Consider the following 17,088-nt stretch of genomic DNA (forward strand, 5'->3'; position numbering starts at 1 on the left):
GCAGATACGACCATAAGGTCACGCAGAGGTTGCGTTGAATATACGTCTGATTTCACGCGTCTGCCTCAAGGGGCAGGCACACCCGAAACAAGGCGCCCTCGCCTACCCGGCTTTCGACCTCAATAGTTCCGCCGTGGGCGGCAATGATCTGCTCGGAAATGAACAGCCCCAACCCCAGCCCAGCAACGGCATGGCTGGCCGAGACCCGCTCGAACTGTTGAAAGATCCGCTTCTGGTTTTCTTCGCTGATACCAATCCCGCGATCGCGCACCTCGATCCGTGCCTCACCGTGTTCGGCGTACACGCGCACGTCCACCGGGCTTTTGGCGCCGTAACGCAAGGCGTTGGTCAACAGGTTGGACACCACCTGCTCAATCCTGAACTCATCCCAATTCCCCACCACCGGCTGCTCAGCCAGCAAGTCTATCGATGAACCGGCCGCCGCCACTTGGGGGGCGAAGTTTTCCAACAGGTTGCGCACCAACAGGGACAGGTCGAAACGCGTGGGGCGAATTGACAACTTGCCGGTACGGATACGCGACACGTCGAGCATGTCTTCGATCAAGCGCGTCAGGCTCTGGATCTGCCGCTCGTCGCGATCGACCATGGCGCGCATTTTGTCCAGGGTGAAGGCACTGGCGTTGTCACGGGCCAGATGCATCTTGCGCAACTGGGTTTCAAGGATCAGTCCATTCAGCGGCGTGCGCACTTCGTGGGCGACGATGGACATGAAGTCATCACGCATGCGCACCGCCTGCTCGAGTTGCGCCTGGGTCGCCTGCAGCCTGGTCAGCAGGGTTTCCTGTTCGCGACGGCTTTGCTCAAGCGCCTCGACTTGCAGCTTCATGGCCTCGCGCTGGCGATACAACTCGACGAAGACATTGACCTTGCTCTTGACCGCGTGGATATCCAACGGTTTGTGCAGGAAGTCCACCGCCCCACTCTCATAGCCTTTGAAGGCATAGTTCAACTCGCGGCCGGCGGCGCTGACAAACACGATGGGAATGTTCTTGGTCTTTTCCGTGCCGCGCATCATTTCGGCCAGTTCAAAACCGTTCATGCCGGGCATCTGCACGTCAAGAATGGCCATCGCAAACTCATGCTCAAGCAACAACGACAACGCCTCGTCGGCATTCAGTGCCTTATAGACCAGGCGATCCTCGCGTTTGATCAGCGCTTCAAGGGCCAGCAGGTTTTCCGGCAGATCATCGACGATCAGCAGCTTGGCCTGGACAGTACTTAACATGGGGAAAATTCCAGCGAAGCCAGCAATACCGCAATGCGGCTCAAGGTAAGAATATGGTCGGGAGTGTGCAAGGCCAGGGCCGCCAGGGGCATGACTGAAATCCGCGCCTCGCTCGGGTCCTGTACCACCGTGGTGCCGCCGCTCTGTTTGACGTGGGCCAAGCCTTCGGCACCGTCCTGATTGGCGCCGGTCAGCAATATCGCCAGCAGGCCGCTGCCATAGGTATCGGCCGCCGAGGTGAACAGGTAATCAATGGCGGGACGCGAATGATGCACACGGTCTTCCTGGCTCAATGACAAACTGCGGTCCTGCTCCACCGACAAATGATATCCAGGGCCTGCAAAATACAAGGTCCCGGGCTTGATCAGCTCTTTGTCCTGCGCTTCCCGGACCGGCACTGACACTCGGTGCCCGAAGACTTCCGACAATTGGCTGCGGCGTTCATCCGGCAAATGCAGGACCACGATGATCGGCAGGGCAAATCCCGTCGGCAACGCAGCAAAAATATTCAGCAACGCCTCGACCCCACCCGCGGAAGCACCGATGACGACGGCCTGGATCCCGGGCAATCGCAGCTCGCTGGCGCAGACGTCGCTCATAGTTTTCGATAGATCCGTTCTTGTTTGACCAAAGGCTCGAACTGCTTGCTGTAACTCGAGAAGTCGAGAGTTTCCTTGCTGCCCAGTACCAGGAAGCCACGGTGACACAGCGACTCGTGAAACAACCCAAAGGTTCTATTCTGCAACTTTTTATTGAAATATATCAGTACGTTACGACATGAAATCAATTGAGTTTCAGAAAACACGCTGTCGGTCGCCAGGCTGTGATCAGCGAACGTGATATTTTCGCGCAGGGTTTTATCGAAGATTGCGTAATCGTAGGCGGCAGTGTAGTAATCGGCAAACGAGCGCTGCCCGCCAGCCTGCTGATAGTTGTGGGTGTAGGCACGGATACTCTCGAGGGAGAAGATACCTTGCTTGGCTTTTTCCAGAGAGCTGGGGTTGATGTCGGTGGCGTAGATGATCGTACGCTCCAGTAAGCCTTCCTCCCGCAGCAGAATGGCCATGGAATACACCTCTTCCCCGGTACTGCAGCCGGCGATCCAGATTTTGATCGACGGATAGGTCTTGAGCAGCGGCACCACTTCCTGGCGGATGGCCAGGAAGTGCGAGGGATCGCGAAACATTTCGCTGACGGGAATGGTCAGGAACTGCAACAGCTGCAGGAATGCCGAGGCGTCATGCAGTACCCGCTCCTGCAAGGCCGAGATGGTCTTGCAGTCGAACTGGGTCAAGGCGTGGGCCACACGGCGCTTGATCGACGCGCCGGAGTAGTCGCGAAAGTCATAGCTGTATTTGAGGTAAATCGCCTCAATCAGCAAGCGCAGCTCGATGTCAGTGCTTCGTTCCAATTAAATACGTTCCATCTTGGGGAGCCACACCCGAATCAGGGAAAACAGGCGATCAAGGTCGATAGGCTTGGCCAGGTAATCATTGGAACCGGCCTGCAGGCAACGCTCCTGGTCGTCCTTCATGGCCTTGGCCGTCACCGCGATGATCGGCAGTTTGCGCCAGCGCGGGTCCTGGCGGATCAAGGCAGTTGCCTCATAGCCATCCATCTCCGGCATCATCACGTCCATCAGCACCAGGTCGATATCGTCGACTTCATTGAGCTTATCGATTGCTTCGCGCCCATTGCGGCCGATGACGACAAGTGCGCCCTTTTGTTCAAGCGCACTGGTGAGCGCGAAAATGTTGCGCACATCGTCATCGACCAACAATATCTTGCGCCCCTCGAAGACCTTGTCGCGGCTGCGCGCTGTCTTGAGCATCTTCTGGCGTTCATGGGACAGCTGGGATTCGACTTTGTGCAGAAAGAGTGTGACCTCGTCCAGCAGGCGCTCTGGAGAGCGAGCGCCCTTGATGATGATCGAACGCGAATATTTACGCAGCTCCGCTTCTTCGTCCCGGGTCAAGTTGCGCCCGGTATACACAATGACCGGTGGGAACGAGCAGATATCCTCGGTGGCCATGCGCTTGAGCAGCTCGTTACCCAACATGTCCGGCAGCTTGAGGTCGATGATCATGCAGTCGTAGACCGTGGTGCGCAGCAGCTCGAGGGCCTCATGGGCGAAACCGACAGCGGTGATCTCGATATCCTCGTCACCGATCAGGCGCGCAATGCTGTCGCGTTGTAAGTCATCGTCCTCCACCAGCAATACACGCTTGACCTTCTGCGTGAGTTTGGCCTCCAGGCGCGCAAACACGTCCTTGAGCTCTTCGCGGGTGGTGGGCTTTACCGCGTAACCGATGGCGCCCATGTGCATGGCCGCTTCGACGCGGTCCTCGACAGAGATCACATGCACCGGAATATGGCGGGTACCGGCGTGCTCCTTGAGACGCTGCAACACCGTCAAGCCGGAATGGTCCGGCAGCCGCATGTCCAGCAGGATCGCATCGGGAGTGTATTGCTCCGCGAGGTTGTAGCCTTCATCCGCGCCATGGGCCACCAGACAGTGGTAGCCCAGTTCATGCGCCAGATCGAAGAGAATGCGTGCGAAGTTGGGTTCATCTTCCACCACTAGAATACAGCGGGTGGTGAACGGCGCCTTGTCGCGGTCATCGGCAAAGCGCGGAATCTGCGGTTCGTCGACCACAGACAATGGCGAGACCCGGGGCGGTGAAGGAGCCGGCGCGACGGGCAATGGATTGCGTACCGGCTCGACCGCGGCCGCGTCCTCGTCCCGCTCTACATACTGCTCCGGTAGCACCAGGGTAAAGGTACTGCCCTGCCCCGGTTGGCTGGCGACGTTAATGTAGCCTCCCAACAGTGCTGCCAAGTCACGGGAAATCGACAAACCCAGGCCCGTGCCGCCGTAACGCCGATTGGTGGTGCCATCCGCCTGCCGGAAGGCCTCGAAGATGCTTTCCTGCTGATCCGGGGCAATGCCGATGCCGGAATCACGCACCATGAACGCAATGCCCTCCCCCGGCTGGCGGGTAGCGGTAAGGCTGACCTGACCTTTTTCGGTGAACTTGATCGCGTTGGACAGCAGGTTCTTGAGAATCTGCTCCAGGCGCTGCCGGTCGGTAAACAACATCGGTGGCGTACCTTCCTCCACTGTCAACGTGAACGCCAACTGCCGGTCGGCAGCGAGCGGTTCAAACATCCCGCGCAAGCCGTCTATCAAGCGCGGCACGCTGGTGTTTTCCGGACGCACTTCCAGCTTGCCAGCCTCGACCTTGGAGATATCGAGGATGTCATTGATCAGGTTGAGCAAGTCGTTACCCGCCGAGTAGATCGACTCGGCAAACTTGACCTGTTCGGCACTGAGGTTTTCCTGAGGGTTCTCCGCCAACAATTTGGCCAGGATCAACGAGCTATTGAGCGGGGTGCGCAGTTCGTGGGACATGTTGGCGAGGAATTCGGATTTGTACTTGCTGGAGCGTACTAACTCGTCAGCGCGCTCTTCCAGCTCTATCTGCACACGATTGAGTTCAACGTTCTTATGATCCATGGCGTCGCGCTGATCGGCCAGCGTCTGGGCTTGTTCGGCCAGTTGCTCGTTGGTCTGCTCAAGTTCTGCCTGTTGGGTTTCCAGGTGAGCCTGGGACTCCTTGAGAATACGCGACTGCTCTTCCAGCTCTTCGTTGGCTGTGCGGAGTTCTTCTTGCTGCACCTGCAGCTCTTCGTTGAGCTGCTGGGTTTCGGCCAGCACTTCCTGCAGACGCTGGCGATAGCGCGCGGCTTCGATGGAGGTGCCGATATTGTCGGCAATCAACTCCAGCAACTCCACGTCACGCTCGTCCAATGGGCGCAGAAAACCCAGTTCGACCACGCCATTCACCCGGTCGTCATCACTCGTGGGTACGACCAGCACACTGCGGGCGGGGCCTTCGCCCAGGCCGGAACTGACCTTGAAGTAACCCACAGGCACATCATCCAGGCGAATCAGGCGATCTTGCTGCGCCGACTGCCCGACCAGGCCTTCATCGCTGTAGATCGACTGCTCCTGCTGTTCCTGCTCCCGAGAAAAGCCGTAAGTAGCCACGCGCCGAAGGCCGCCATGCTCCTCGCGCACGTAGACCGCGCCAACCACCGCCCCCATGTATTGGGCGAAGAACTGCAAAATTTTGCGGCCCAGCAGGTTGAGGGACGGCTGGCCCAGCACCTGCTCGGCCAGTTCGGTCTGGCCATTGCGCAGCCAGGCTTGCTGCTCCAGGCGTTTGGCGGTCCTTTGTTGCGACGCGAGGGTGGCGCTGTAATCGGCAGACAACGTCACAAGGTTTTTTCTACCCATATAAGCAAGAAAGCCACTCAGGCCGAGCACGAACAGCAGGTAGAGCGAAACACTGACGACTGTGGTTTGGGTGACTTCCTTATTGCGGGTAATCCGGAACTGCTGTTCAACCGCAACCGCTTGCGCGTATTCCTTGCGAACCTCGTCAGTCAGGCGCTTGCCTCGCCCGGCCTGCACCGCGCCACGATAATCACCGTTCTCGCGGCGCAGCCTGATCATCTCCTGGGCATAGCCATTCCACTCAACTTGCATCGCTTCCAGTCGCTTGAGGCGATCGATCTGCTGCGGATTATCCGCCACCAGTTCCTGCAGACCACGCAGCTCGGCGACGATGCGCGGCTTGGCCACCTCGTAGGGGTCAAGGAAGTGCTCATCGCCCGTGATCAGATAACCACGCATGCCCGTTTCCAGATCAATAGTCAGCTTTGCGGTTTCATTCAGGTTATTGATCACCCGGTCGGTGTGTTCAACCCATTGGATTACAGACAACAGATAGGTGATCAGGGAGACGAAAAACACTGCACTGAGAACACCAACGCCCAACGGCAACGTGACGTTGCGGCTCAGGAGCTTACGGAAATTGTTCTCATTGACTGACGACGCAGGAGTCATGGTCATGCCTTGGCCAAGTGCGGAAAAACCGGAAGTTTGCCCCAAAGTCGAGGACAAGGGCTACGTTTGTGTGGTTTCTCACTCAAACACTGCACAGCTGTCCACGCAACCGGCCACACGCAACACAAGCCATACCTCGCAAATCATGGCCAGACGGGACATTCACGCGGGTAACCGTCACAATGGCCCCCTGTTCGGGAACTTGCCGTGATTGACATGACTCACTAGAGAAAGGTCCTTCAACTGCTCAAGGCCTGCATCTCTATTTCTCGGGAACCCCAGTTATGTCCGAAGCTTCCTCCACCATCCTTGTAGTCGAAGACGACGACATCGTGCGTATGTTGATCGTCGATGTCCTCGAAGAACTGGAGTTCAAGGTGATTGAAGCCGCTGATGCCGAGGAAGCCCTTACGCTCGTCAACAATAACGAGCAGATTATCGACCTGATGATGACCGACGTCGGCCTGCCATACATGGACGGCAAGCAACTGGCGGCCAAGGTACGGGAGTTACGCCCGACCTTGCCGATACTGTTTGCCAGCGGCTATGCAGAAAACATTGATGTGCCCGAAGGCATGTATGTCATTGGCAAGCCGTTTTCGATCGATCAGTTGCGCGACAAGATCAAAGCCGTTTTCACCGCACCCTGAGTTTGCCACCCCCGGCTACTTGTCCTTGAGCTTCAAATACGACTGATGCAAATCCTGCGCCCAACCGTCGATGACGTTTTTCACATCGTCGGTTTGCATGACTTGGGTATCGTTTTGCAACGGCTTGCCCGTGCCTTTGCGTACCACTTGGGCAATCACTTTGTTGCCGTCAAGGAACTGGGCTTCGGTGCCAAGGGTGGTTTCCTGATCGCGAATCCCGGTGCCGGTACTGACCGCCGCCGCCACCAGCGCCACGGGAATCAACTCGTAAGGCTTGAGGCCCTCGGTTTTGCTACTGACCGCGGTGATCGCCGCACGCACCACAATCACCCCCGGCCCCGGTCCCTCGGCGAGCGGCAGCGACTTGACCAGCTCACGCTTGAGCGCCTGGTTGTAATAGCTATTGATGCCTTGCAGCGTGCTTTCGGGGATTTTGCTAGTGGCTTGAGGTGTGGGAAAAAACTGGGTGGGCTCAATGTACACCGACGTGTAGCGGTTGAGATTCAGATTGGGATCAATCCAGCGCATCACGTCCACACCCGACGGCGATTTGGCTTCCTTCAAGCGGCTGTAATCCACGAGAAACCCGGAGTATTCATCCGGTTGCGTGACGTTGCTGCTACACCCCATCACGCCGATCGAGGCGATGCAGAGCGCGCTGATCATTAGCCCTGGCTTCATCATGGAACTCCTGGCAGTTATTTTTCGGAACATTGAGCTGTAGGTATAGCCAATTCTGGAAAAATAGCGCCATCGGCGTGCACGAAGAAATGCTCATGTGGGGGCAAGCCTCCACATGAGCAACCGGTTCATCCTCGTTCGCGGGGGATCAAGCCCTGCAACTGCAAGGCCAGGAAGTTGGCATCGAAGGCGAAGGTATCCGGATCTTTCAGGCCGTTGGTCTTCTTCCACAGCCAGTCGTTTTGACCCGGCGGCAGCACCAGGGAAATGCTCCCGTAGCGGGCAGCGGTCAAGCCGATCACCGCCAACGAAATCAGGCCGCCAGCGCCCATCACGTCCGGCACGAACTCCACCGGTTTGCCAGCGATGTTGATGGTCAGTTTCTCGGTCTTGAAGGTCGAGGTCTCCACCGCAACACTCGGGCCGAAGGCCACATAGGCCTCCCGGTGGACTTCCAGCAGGCCGACACTTTTGACCGGTTCCAGCCACTGCCCGATCTGACCGAACAGCTCAGTGATTTTCTGCGTCCAATGTGCGGACTGCACCTCGAACTGCTGCCGCTTGTGCGCTTCGCTGTCGGCGTAATGACGAAGCATCTCGCCCAATTGCTGTACATCGTTCATTGCGGTGCTCCTCGGGTGAAACAGACTGCGAACAATGATCATGGCAGATACCGCATCGCTGCGTATGACTAACACCCGAGTCTTGGGTAAGGTGTGCCCTCGCCCACTTGCTTCAGGAGCACCGCATGCGCACCATCGGCCTTATCGGCGGAATGAGCTGGGAGTCCAGTGCAGAGTATTACCGGATGATCAACCAACAGGTCCGTGACCAACTCGGACCGCTGCGTTCGGCACCGTTATTGATGTACAGCGTGGATTTCGGCCCGGTGGAACAGGCTCAGCATGCCGGACGCTGGGATGAGGCGGCACTGATCCTGGAAGACGCCGCGCGCCGACTGCAGGCGGGCGGCGCCGAATGCATCGTGTTGTGTACCAATACCATGCACCGAGTGGCACCGAAGATCGAAGCCGCTGTTTCGATTCCGTTCCTGCACATTGCCGACGCGGCAGGCGCGGCGGCTGTCGAGGCGAATACCTTGACCGTTGGCTTATTGGGCACGGCGTTTACCATGGAGCAGGATTTCATCAAGACACGCCTGGCCGCACAGGGCCTGACCGTGCTGGTACCTGACGCACAGGAACGCCAAGCCGTACACCGGATCATTTATGAAGAGCTGTGCGTCGGAGTCATCAGTAACGCTTCGCGTCAGGTCTACCAACAGGTCATCCGGTCCCTTGCTGCCCGTGGCGCCCAAGCCGTGATCCTCGGCTGCACCGAAATCGGCCTGCTGATCAAGCCTGAGCACAGCGACCTGCCGTTGCTGGACACCACCGAGTTGCATGCACAAGCTGCGGTGGCGTTCGCCCTGGGACGTTGATCAGGCCGACACGCGCAACCGTGCCATGCTCAGGGCATCGACGAACGCGCCATCCCGGACGCCGTAATCGCGCAGCCGCCCCTCGATTTCAAAGCCGAACTTGCGGTACAGCGCATGGGCGGCTTCGTTGTCGGCGTATACCGTCAGTTCCACACGGCGCAGGTTCATCCAGTTGTCGGCCACCTCCAAGGCTGCCGCCAACAGGTTTGCGTCAGGCCTGAACGGACTGGAAAGGCATTTGCAACACCTGACGGCAGACGATCGGGTCGTTATAGAGCGCAGTGACACCTTCCAGGTGAACGTCAGTAAAACGCTGGATAACGATAAGGGATTCAGGTGCGTGCATTGTGTTTCATCCTTTGAAAGACAAGTAACCGACCCGTTTAGGGCATTTTGTTTCGGGACGGGTTGCCCGAGCTTAATCACACCACCGACTTTTGGCAGGCGTTTGATTCGTCGCTGCACTGCCGCCGTTGACCGATTAACCATCTCACCACACACCCGCAGCGCGGTGGTGTTGTCTGTTTGCAGTTGCTGGAGAATCGCCAGATCGACGGCATCGAGAATCGATTGAGAGGGAATGGGCATCCGGGCGACCTTGATGTGAGATAATTCCTCATTAAATGCCGCAAAATAGAGCAAACGTCTCACTGCAAAAGCAATATATTCCCACCTGGATTCCCCCCTTTTAGTTTCAATCGTTTCGCGAGGACAGCGTGTCTAAAGGTGTTGCTCTATCGGTATTGGCCTCGGTGTTGTTTGCCGTGATGTATTACTTCACCTCCCTGCTCACGCCATTGAGCGGACTGGAGATTTTTGGCTGGCGGATGCTGCTGACCGTACCGTGCATGACCGTTTTCATGTTCGTAAGCGGCGAATGGCGGCGGGTGCTGGAGCTGGTGCGGTGGGTCGCGGGCAAACCGCGCCTGATCGGCGGCATCGTGCTGACTTCGGCGTTGCTGGCCGTGCAACTGTGGCTGTTCATGTGGGCGCCGCTCAATGACCGGAGCCTGGATGTGTCCCTCGGGTATTTCCTGCTGCCGTTGAGCATGGTCCTGACCGGCCGTTTGGTATACGCCGAACGATTGTCACGCTTGCAACAGATCGCGGTGGGTCTTGCCGCTGTCGGTGTCCTCAACGAGCTGTATCAGGTGGGCGGTTTCTCCTGGGCGACCTTGGTGGTGATCATCGGTTATCCGGTTTATTTCGTGCTGCGCAAATGGCTGGGCACCGATCATTTGGGCGGCCTGTGGCTCGATATGGCGCTGATGCTGCCAGTGGCACTGTGGTTTGTGCAAAGCGGTGAACAGGGCTTTGGCGTACTGGATGCCCACAAAGTGCTGTACGCACTGATTCCAATTCTGGGAGTGATCAGTGCCACTGCGCTGGTGAGCTATATCATCGCCAGCCGTCTCCTGCCGTTCAGTCTGTTCGGCCTGCTCAGCTACGTAGAACCGGTGCTGCTGCTGGCAGTGGCGTTGTTGCTGGGAGAAAACATCGGGCCTGGGGAATGGCTGACCTATATCCCGATATGGATGGCGGTGGTGGTACTGGTGTTTGAAGGGTTCAAACATCTGGTGCGTCAACGCAAAGCCTGATTGCAGACACTATAAAGCCCGGTCGAGGAGTCCCTCGAACGGGCTTTTTTTTGCGTCGTTGCAACCTTTATTCAGTGGTCAACACACCGCGACGCACCTGATCACGCTCGATGGATTCAAACAGTGCCTTGAAGTTGCCTTCGCCGAAACCATCATCGCCCTTGCGCTGGATGAACTCGAAGAACACCGGGCCCATCAGGGTTTCCGAGAAGATTTGCAGCAACAAACGCTTGTCACCGGATTCGGATGCGCCATCCAGCAGGATGCCGCGCGATTGCAGCTCGTTGACCGGCTCGCCGTGGTTCGGCAGACGCCCTTCGAGCATTTCATAATAGGTTTCCGGCGGCGCGGTCATAAAGCGCATGCCCATGCCTTTCAACTGATCCCAGGTCTTGATCAAGTCGTCGGTGAGAAACGCCACGTGCTGGATGCCTTCACCGTTGAACTGCATCAGGAATTCTTCGATCTGGCCGGCGCCCTTGGACGACTCCTCGTTCAACGGGATGCGGATCATCCCGTCCGGGGCGGTCATGGCCTTGGAGGTCAGGCCGGTGTATTCGCCCTTGATGTCGAAATAACGAATTTCGCGGAAGTTGAACAATTTTTCGTAAAAGTTGGCCCAGTAGGCCATGCGTCCACGATAGACGTTGTGAGTCAGGTGGTCGATAATTTTCAGGCCGGCGCCCACGGGATTACGGTCGACCCCTTCCAGGAAAACGAAGTCGATGTCGTAGATCGAGCTGCCTTCACCGAAGCGGTCGATCAGGTACAGCGGCGCGCCGCCAATGCCTTTGATCGCCGGCAGGTTCAGTTCCATGGGGCCGGTTTCAATCTGGATCGGCTGCGCCCCACGCTCCAGCGCGAGGTTGTAGGCTTTCTGTGAGTCCTTGACCCGGAACGCCATGCCACACACCGACGGGCCGTGCTCGGCGGCAAAGTACGAGGCCACGCTGTTGGGTTCATTATTGAGGATCAGGTTGATTGCGCCCTGACGATACAGGTGCACATTCTTGGAGCGGTGGGTCGCGACCTTGGTAAAGCCCATGATCTCGAAGATCGGCTCCAGGGTGCCCGGGGTTGGCGATGCGAACTCAATGAACTCGAAGCCCATCAGGCCCATCGGGTTTTCGTATAGATCTGCCATGATTTGGCGCCTCATCATCTTTTTAGAATTAAATGGATTAATTGCCAGCAAGGATGAGGTGGGAAGGTGGCGCACAGGAGATACCCCGCACGCTGCGGGCGAGGAAGTCACCGTAGATGAGTTGGAACCCGAGTTGCTTCATGGTTGGACATTCTCTTACGGGCGTCTCTGGCGGACGAGGCCTGCGGTCAGGCAAGCGCTTATTCTTGTATGCGTAACCTGATTCTACACAGCGTAATCGGGTTTGTCCGTACTCCTTCATCAAATCCCTATGCCCTGCCCGACGCAAGGGGTTTGTTGCACAGATAAATGCCCAGCAGAATCACTGCGCCGCCCAAGCACATCGAGGCGCTCAGTGGCTCTGCGAGCAACAGCGCGCCGCAGATCACCGCGGTCAGTGGGTTGAGCGCGATAAACACCCCGGCCCGAGTCGCCCCGATTCGACGAATACCATCGTAATACCCGATGTAGGCCAAGGCCGAACCCAACACGCCCAGGTACAGCAGGCTCAGCCACTGTGGCAGATCAATTGCGCGCATGGCGTCAGCCGTGAGCCTGCCCGTAACGAGGGTAACGACGCCAAGCATCAGCGTACCCAACAGGATCGACCAGGTCACCGTCTGCAGTGGACCCAGACTCTGGTTCAGCGAGCGCGCACATAACGAGTAGACGCCCCAGCCCACCACGCAACCGAATATCAACAGGTCGCCGATCCAGGCGTCGTCCGCGCCTTGTAACAACTGCGGATTGCGGCTCGCAATCACCCACCCCGCTCCGACCAGGCATAAGGCGATACCCGACACCTTGCCGCGCCCCAGGCGCTCCTTGAACCACCACCACGCCGCCAGACCAATCACCGCCGGGTTCAGGGCGACAATCAATGAAGCGCGTGAAGCGTTGATAATAGGCGTGGAGGTGTTTCACCGACGCCAGGCCCATATTGAACTCACCGACATCGGGCACCAGCTATTGTCGCGGGCCCGCGCCATGCTGGGTCTGGCCAATACCCTGCAACAGGAAGCCGATGACGCACGGGGTATGAAACGTGGCACCTTACGCATCGGCTCCTTTGGGCCCACCTCCTCCATTCGCCTGTTGCCCGAAATCCTGCAGCGTTTTCGCCAGGCACATCCGGGAATCAACGTACATATCGACGAAGGCCCTGATCGCCAGGTCGTGCAATGGCTTGAGGAGCGGCGCATCGATGTCGCGTTTGTGGTGCTCCCCATAGAGCGCTTCGACACTTTCGCCCTGGTCGAAGACCAACTGGTGGCGCTGCTGCCGGTCAACCATCCGTTGCGCGATCAACCGGACATCAGTCTCAAGGCACTGTGCAATGACCCGTTTATCCTGACCGAGGCCGGCTCATCGGAGCTGGTATCGCGCCTCTTCATCGGCGCCGGACTCGAGCCCGATATCCGCTACCGCTGCTCGCAACTGCTCAGCACCCTGGACGCCGTGCGGCGTGGAGACGGCGTGACCATCCTGGCTGAACTGTCATTGCCGCAGGTGCAATCAGCAAGTTATCTGAAAAAACCGCTGAATCCGGCAGTCAGGCGTCAGGTCGGGCTGGCAGTTCTGGATCAGCGACAGGTGTCTCCCGCCACACGGGCATTTATCAAGCTGGCGACCCGGCTTGAATATGGCACTGATACATGACGGACGCCGGTCAATATGGGACCATTCACGCCGCGCCCGCGCGCAGCATCACCCAGCCATCGACCACGGCCAATGCCCGCCTGTTTTTTTAACGGCCTCGCTGTGGCGAGGCGCTTTGGGGAGCTCTATCGTCCTTAATTGCTACAGGTCGCGCAAATGCCACTGACCGTCAAAGCCACACGAACTAGCAAAACTCGCTATCTGGTGACTCTGGTGAGTGGCGCGCTGCCCATTTTGCTGGGCGTGTTGATTCTGTATTGGCAGGCCCAGCGCACCCTTGAGCAAAACACCGCGCAAAACGCTATCGAAGCGGTGCGTCAGTTCGACCTTATGCTCGACAACACCGCACTTGCCGCCAAAACCTTGATGCCACTGGCTGGCAGCCTGTGTGACAACGCAACGAAGCTTGCCCTGCGCGAACAAGTCACGCGCCGTCCATTCGTGCGCGCAACCACCCTGTCATGGCAAAAGAATATCTACTGCAGCTCACTGTTTGGCGGCTCCCATGTGTCACCGGTCAATCCCGACGATTACGTCGATGGTCGGCTTTGGCTCATGAATGGCAACCCCGTCACCCCCGACAGCGCATTGCTCGTATACCGGCTGACAGAGGGCGATCGAGGCGTCTTTGCGTCGATTGACGGTTATCACCTGACAAACGCCTTGCGCTTAATCAGCCGCTATACCGAACTGGTCTTGCAGGTCGGACCTCATTGGCTGAGAGCCGATGGCAAGGTCCACAGCAGCGCGACGCCCGTCTTTCCCGTCGCTCACTACCAGCTTGCGTCCTCGCGCTACGCCTATCACGTCGTGGCTGGCATGCCGCAAGAGGAAGTGTGGCGTTATATGGAGGCCCGCTATCCGCCCCTATTCAGCCTGGTGGTGTTTTTCGGCGTATTGGCAGGTTTATTCGCTCACTGGTTGCAGAAACGCGCTTGCGCCCCTACCCATGAATTGCGAAGAGCGTTGGCAGCCAATGAGTTCATACCTTACTTCCAGCCAGTGGTACGTGGTGATACACATCAATGGGCCGGCTGTGAAGTACTGGCGCGCTGGAAACACCCCAAAGAGGGCCTTGTACGCCCCGACCTGTTTATCCCATTGGCCGAGCACTCCGGGCTAATCGTCCCGATGACACGCGCCTTGATGCGCGAGACGGCGGCCCAACTGGCGCCCCATGCCGGTTCATTCATCCCAGGCTTTCATGTGGGCATCAACATTTCCGCCAGCCATTGTCACGACCTGGAGTTGGTGGTTGACTGCCAAGAGTTCCTAGCCGCCTTCCCGCCGGGCCAGATCACACTGGTGCTGGAGTTGACCGAACGCGAGTTGATCGTGCCGACCGATATCACTCGCCAACTGTTCGAAGCCCTGCATCGCCTGGGGGTGATGATCGCCATTGATGACTTCGGCACCGGTCACTCCAGCCTCGGTTACTTGCGCAACTTCAACGTCGACTACTTGAAGATTGATCAGAGCTTTGTGGCGATGATTGGTGCGGATGCATTATCACGACACATACTTGACAGCATCATTGAACTGTCCGGCAAGCTCGATTTAGGTATCGTTGCCGAAGGCGTCGAAACAGCTGAACAATGCAAGTATCTGGCGACTCAAGGCGTGGATTTTTTGCAGGGTTACCTGTTTGCAAGGCCAATGCCAGCCGATGACTTCATTAAATGCTTGCATGACCAATGACTAACCCGCTGCCACCCGAGTGGAATATCACCCTATACGCAAAACTCATGATTTACTCTCGCCGAATTAACTACTACAATTTTTCCTGCCTGTGCAGAATTGGCAGGAGGGCCACTTTAATGGCTCTTGGCTCATAGCTTTATTTGCAGTTGGTATCAGCCAAACACTATTGGAGTACAGATTTTGTCCAGACTCGCCGAATTTCGCGCAGCAGAAAAGGCCCTTCAAGAACAGCTGGCCCAGCTGGAATCCCTGAAGAATGACGCAGGCCTGAAGAAAGAAATTGAATTCGAAGAAAAGCTTCAAGGATTGATGAAAACCTACGGCAAGAGCCTGCGCGACATCATCGCAATCCTTGATCCAAACCCGGGCAAATCCGGTATTCAACTAACGGCCGCGCCAAAACAACGCCGTGCTCGCGTGGTCAAGGTTTACCAAAACCCGCACACCGGTGAATTGATTGAAACCAAAGGCGGCAACCACCGCGGCCTGAAAGCGTGGAAAGAAGAGTACGGCGCGTCCACTGTCGACTCATGGCTTCGTGGCTAATACCGCTCGACTCATATAAGCCCCGCCGATGCGGGGTTTTTTTTGGGTGGATTTTCGATTCTGAACAAAAACGCTGATGCCTTACGGACGCAAATGAAGTTTAAAAAACATTTCACTTTGTAACCATGCACCACCTATGAGGTGATAGTGACGGGAAGTTGTACCCTGCGTACCTTCGAAATTACCTGAGCATTAGTCTGAATGGGTCAAAGTTTCAGGCTGTCACGCACCGAACTCACTTCCTCCTTACTGGCTTCGTAAGCCTCGGTTTGTCCCGCATACGAAAAAACATAGGCCTTATCGGTATCTAGAGCCCCCACCAATGTTTGCGACAATACGTGCCGACCGTTTTCGGTGATGACGCAGGTAGTTTCAAGCGCCTCAAGACGACTCAATGTTGTGGCGTGAATTTTGTTGCAGACACTTTGATACCCCGTACGCCCGAAATCCTTCTGGATAGACTTGCGCATCTCCAGCAAAACGCCCTGCAGATTGACTGTATGCCCTGCCTCGATGGGCGTGCGCGTCAACTCCATCACCATCAGCGTCGCGCCGTTTTCATCATTTTTTATCGCGCGCTGCCGGGAAACCTGCGTGGCTTGTGCCTTAACTTCAGCATCGGGCACAACCTCCTCCACCTGCCAGCCGGCGGGCCAATGAATTTCCGGGTCGGCGGCCAACACCACTGTGCTGTTCAACAGCAAACAGGCGACGCCAAACAACGAAGCACGAGATCGGGTCATAGCGAAAATCACTCAAGTTCCAAGCGCCAAAGTTTGCGGCCGGCCACCCGTCAACCGCAAGGCTTACGTCGGCTTTTTCATTTGGCGCAACGCTCAGGGCTTGCGTATCATGGTCTCGCTGCACGGATGCCGGTCAGCCGCACGCCAAGGGACCGCTCATGCAATGAGTCGCGTATGCCCCATTTTTTCTGGAGGGCCCATGAGCCTGCACGAACTGAATACCTTTCCGGGCGTCACCGCCCAACCGGATACCGCCACCTCGAACTTCGTGTTCAATCACACCATGCTGCGGGTCAAGGACATCACCAAGTCGTTGGACTTCTATACGCGTGTACTGGGTTTCTCGCTGGTAGAAAAACGCGACTTCCCGGAAGCCGAATTCAGCCTGTACTTCCTGGCGCTGGTGGACAAGGCACAGATCCCGCGGGATGCCGCCGAACGCACCCAATGGATGAAGTCGATTCCGGGCATCCTAGAACTGACGCACAACCATGGCACCGAAAACGATGCCGATTTCGCCTACCACAACGGCAACACCGACCCACGTGGCTTTGGTCATATCTGCATTTCAGTGCCAGATATCGTGGCTGCCTGCGAGCGCTTTGAAGCCCTCGGCTGCGATTTCCAGAAGCGCCTGACTGACGGGCGCATGAAAAGCCTGGCGTTTATCAAAGACCCGGACGCCTACTGGGTCGAGATCATCCAACCCGCGCCACTGTAAAACTGCCGGCGAAAAAAAACCCATGAGCGATCATGGGTTTTTTATT

Annotated in this window: 14 protein-coding genes and 4 pseudogenes; 7 read left to right on the top strand and 11 right to left on the bottom strand. The window is 57.2% G+C overall.

Annotated elements, in window-relative coordinates; genetic code table 11:
- Positions 1-52: 52 nt before the first annotated feature.
- From BLU75_RS11255 to BLU75_RS11270, 4 genes are read right to left on the bottom strand one after another with little or no spacing between them, the layout of a single operon-like run.
- The gene (locus BLU75_RS11255; protein WP_084381154.1) at positions 53-1,246 is read right to left on the bottom strand and encodes a hybrid sensor histidine kinase/response regulator; all 1,194 of its coding nucleotides are present in this window, start codon (positions 1,244-1,246) and stop codon (positions 53-55) included.
- Positions 1,240-1,845 (bottom strand): chemotaxis protein CheB, encoded by a 606-nt coding sequence (locus BLU75_RS11260; RefSeq protein WP_084381155.1) that lies wholly within the window; start codon positions 1,843-1,845, stop codon positions 1,240-1,242. Before BLU75_RS11260 ends, BLU75_RS11255 begins: the two co-directional genes overlap by 7 nt.
- Complete coding sequence (locus BLU75_RS11265; RefSeq protein ID WP_084381156.1) at positions 1,842-2,657, bottom strand: CheR family methyltransferase; 816 nt, start codon at positions 2,655-2,657, stop codon at positions 1,842-1,844. Before BLU75_RS11265 ends, BLU75_RS11260 begins: the two co-directional genes overlap by 4 nt.
- Positions 2,658-6,158: a response regulator gene (locus tag BLU75_RS11270; RefSeq protein WP_084381157.1), complete on the bottom strand. Its 3,501-nt coding sequence runs from the start codon at positions 6,156-6,158 to the stop codon at positions 2,658-2,660.
- Positions 6,159-6,442: 284 nt separating this feature from the next.
- Between BLU75_RS11270 and BLU75_RS11275 the strand changes: the two genes are divergently transcribed.
- Positions 6,443-6,808, top strand: a complete 366-nt coding sequence (locus BLU75_RS11275; protein ID WP_084381158.1) for a response regulator — start codon at positions 6,443-6,445, stop codon at positions 6,806-6,808.
- Between the two features lie 15 nt (positions 6,809-6,823).
- Here the strand turns inward: BLU75_RS11275 and BLU75_RS11280 are convergent, their stop codons facing one another.
- Positions 6,824-7,489, bottom strand: a complete 666-nt coding sequence (locus tag BLU75_RS11280) for a DUF3313 domain-containing protein (RefSeq protein ID WP_084381159.1) — start codon at positions 7,487-7,489, stop codon at positions 6,824-6,826.
- Positions 7,490-7,617: 128 nt separating this feature from the next.
- On the bottom strand, positions 7,618-8,112 hold the full coding sequence (locus tag BLU75_RS11285) for a hypothetical protein (protein WP_084381160.1): 495 nt from the start codon (positions 8,110-8,112) through the stop codon (positions 7,618-7,620).
- A 125-nt stretch (positions 8,113-8,237) separates the two neighbouring features.
- Between BLU75_RS11285 and BLU75_RS11290 the strand changes: the two genes are divergently transcribed.
- A complete protein-coding gene (locus BLU75_RS11290) occupies positions 8,238-8,930 on the top strand; it encodes an aspartate/glutamate racemase family protein (RefSeq protein WP_084381161.1) in 693 nt (230 codons plus the stop codon).
- On the opposite strand, the pseudogene BLU75_RS11295 reads toward BLU75_RS11290, so the two are convergent.
- Both BLU75_RS11295 and BLU75_RS28300 read right to left on the bottom strand, forming a co-directional pair.
- A pseudogene (locus tag BLU75_RS11295) lies at positions 8,931-9,276 on the bottom strand (GNAT family N-acetyltransferase).
- Between the two features lie 152 nt (positions 9,277-9,428).
- Positions 9,429-9,518, bottom strand: a pseudogene (locus BLU75_RS28300) (hypothetical protein); the annotation flags it as partial.
- Positions 9,519-9,646: 128 nt separating this feature from the next.
- Here BLU75_RS28300 and rarD point away from each other — a divergent pair.
- On the top strand, positions 9,647-10,528 hold the full coding sequence (gene rarD / locus BLU75_RS11305) for an EamA family transporter RarD (RefSeq protein ID WP_084381162.1): 882 nt from the start codon (positions 9,647-9,649) through the stop codon (positions 10,526-10,528).
- 67 nt (positions 10,529-10,595) lie between these two features.
- Here the strand turns inward: rarD and hppD are convergent, their stop codons facing one another.
- Both hppD and BLU75_RS11315 read right to left on the bottom strand, forming a co-directional pair.
- Positions 10,596-11,672, bottom strand: a complete 1,077-nt coding sequence (gene hppD / locus BLU75_RS11310) for a 4-hydroxyphenylpyruvate dioxygenase (RefSeq protein WP_084381163.1) — start codon at positions 11,670-11,672, stop codon at positions 10,596-10,598.
- A 269-nt stretch (positions 11,673-11,941) separates the two neighbouring features.
- A pseudogene (locus BLU75_RS11315) lies at positions 11,942-12,574 on the bottom strand (DMT family transporter); the annotation flags it as partial.
- A gap of 1 nt (position 12,575) precedes the next feature.
- Between BLU75_RS11315 and BLU75_RS11320 the strand changes: the two are divergent.
- The 3 genes and pseudogenes from BLU75_RS11320 to BLU75_RS11330 form a co-directional block, all read left to right on the top strand.
- Positions 12,576-13,331: pseudogene (locus tag BLU75_RS11320) on the top strand (LysR family transcriptional regulator substrate-binding protein); the annotation flags it as partial.
- A gap of 156 nt (positions 13,332-13,487) precedes the next feature.
- Complete coding sequence (locus BLU75_RS11325) at positions 13,488-15,029, top strand: EAL domain-containing protein (protein WP_084381164.1); 1,542 nt, start codon at positions 13,488-13,490, stop codon at positions 15,027-15,029.
- Positions 15,030-15,212: 183 nt separating this feature from the next.
- Positions 15,213-15,578 (top strand): histone-like nucleoid-structuring protein, MvaT/MvaU family, encoded by a 366-nt coding sequence (locus BLU75_RS11330; protein ID WP_084381165.1) that lies wholly within the window; start codon positions 15,213-15,215, stop codon positions 15,576-15,578.
- Positions 15,579-15,784: 206 nt separating this feature from the next.
- On the opposite strand, the gene BLU75_RS11335 is transcribed toward BLU75_RS11330, so the two are convergent.
- Positions 15,785-16,321 carry a DUF4946 domain-containing protein gene (locus BLU75_RS11335; protein WP_084381166.1) on the bottom strand — a complete coding sequence of 179 codons (537 nt, stop codon included), beginning with the start codon at positions 16,319-16,321 and terminating at the stop codon, positions 15,785-15,787.
- 199 nt (positions 16,322-16,520) lie between these two features.
- Between BLU75_RS11335 and gloA the strand changes: the two genes are divergently transcribed.
- On the top strand, positions 16,521-17,042 hold the full coding sequence (gene gloA, locus BLU75_RS11340; RefSeq protein ID WP_084381167.1) for a lactoylglutathione lyase: 522 nt from the start codon (positions 16,521-16,523) through the stop codon (positions 17,040-17,042).
- Positions 17,043-17,088 lie beyond the last annotated feature (46 nt).

Origin of the sequence: Pseudomonas mucidolens (genome assembly GCF_900106045.1) — a bacterium.
Classification (GTDB): Bacteria; Pseudomonadota; Gammaproteobacteria; order Pseudomonadales; family Pseudomonadaceae; genus Aquipseudomonas; species Aquipseudomonas mucidolens.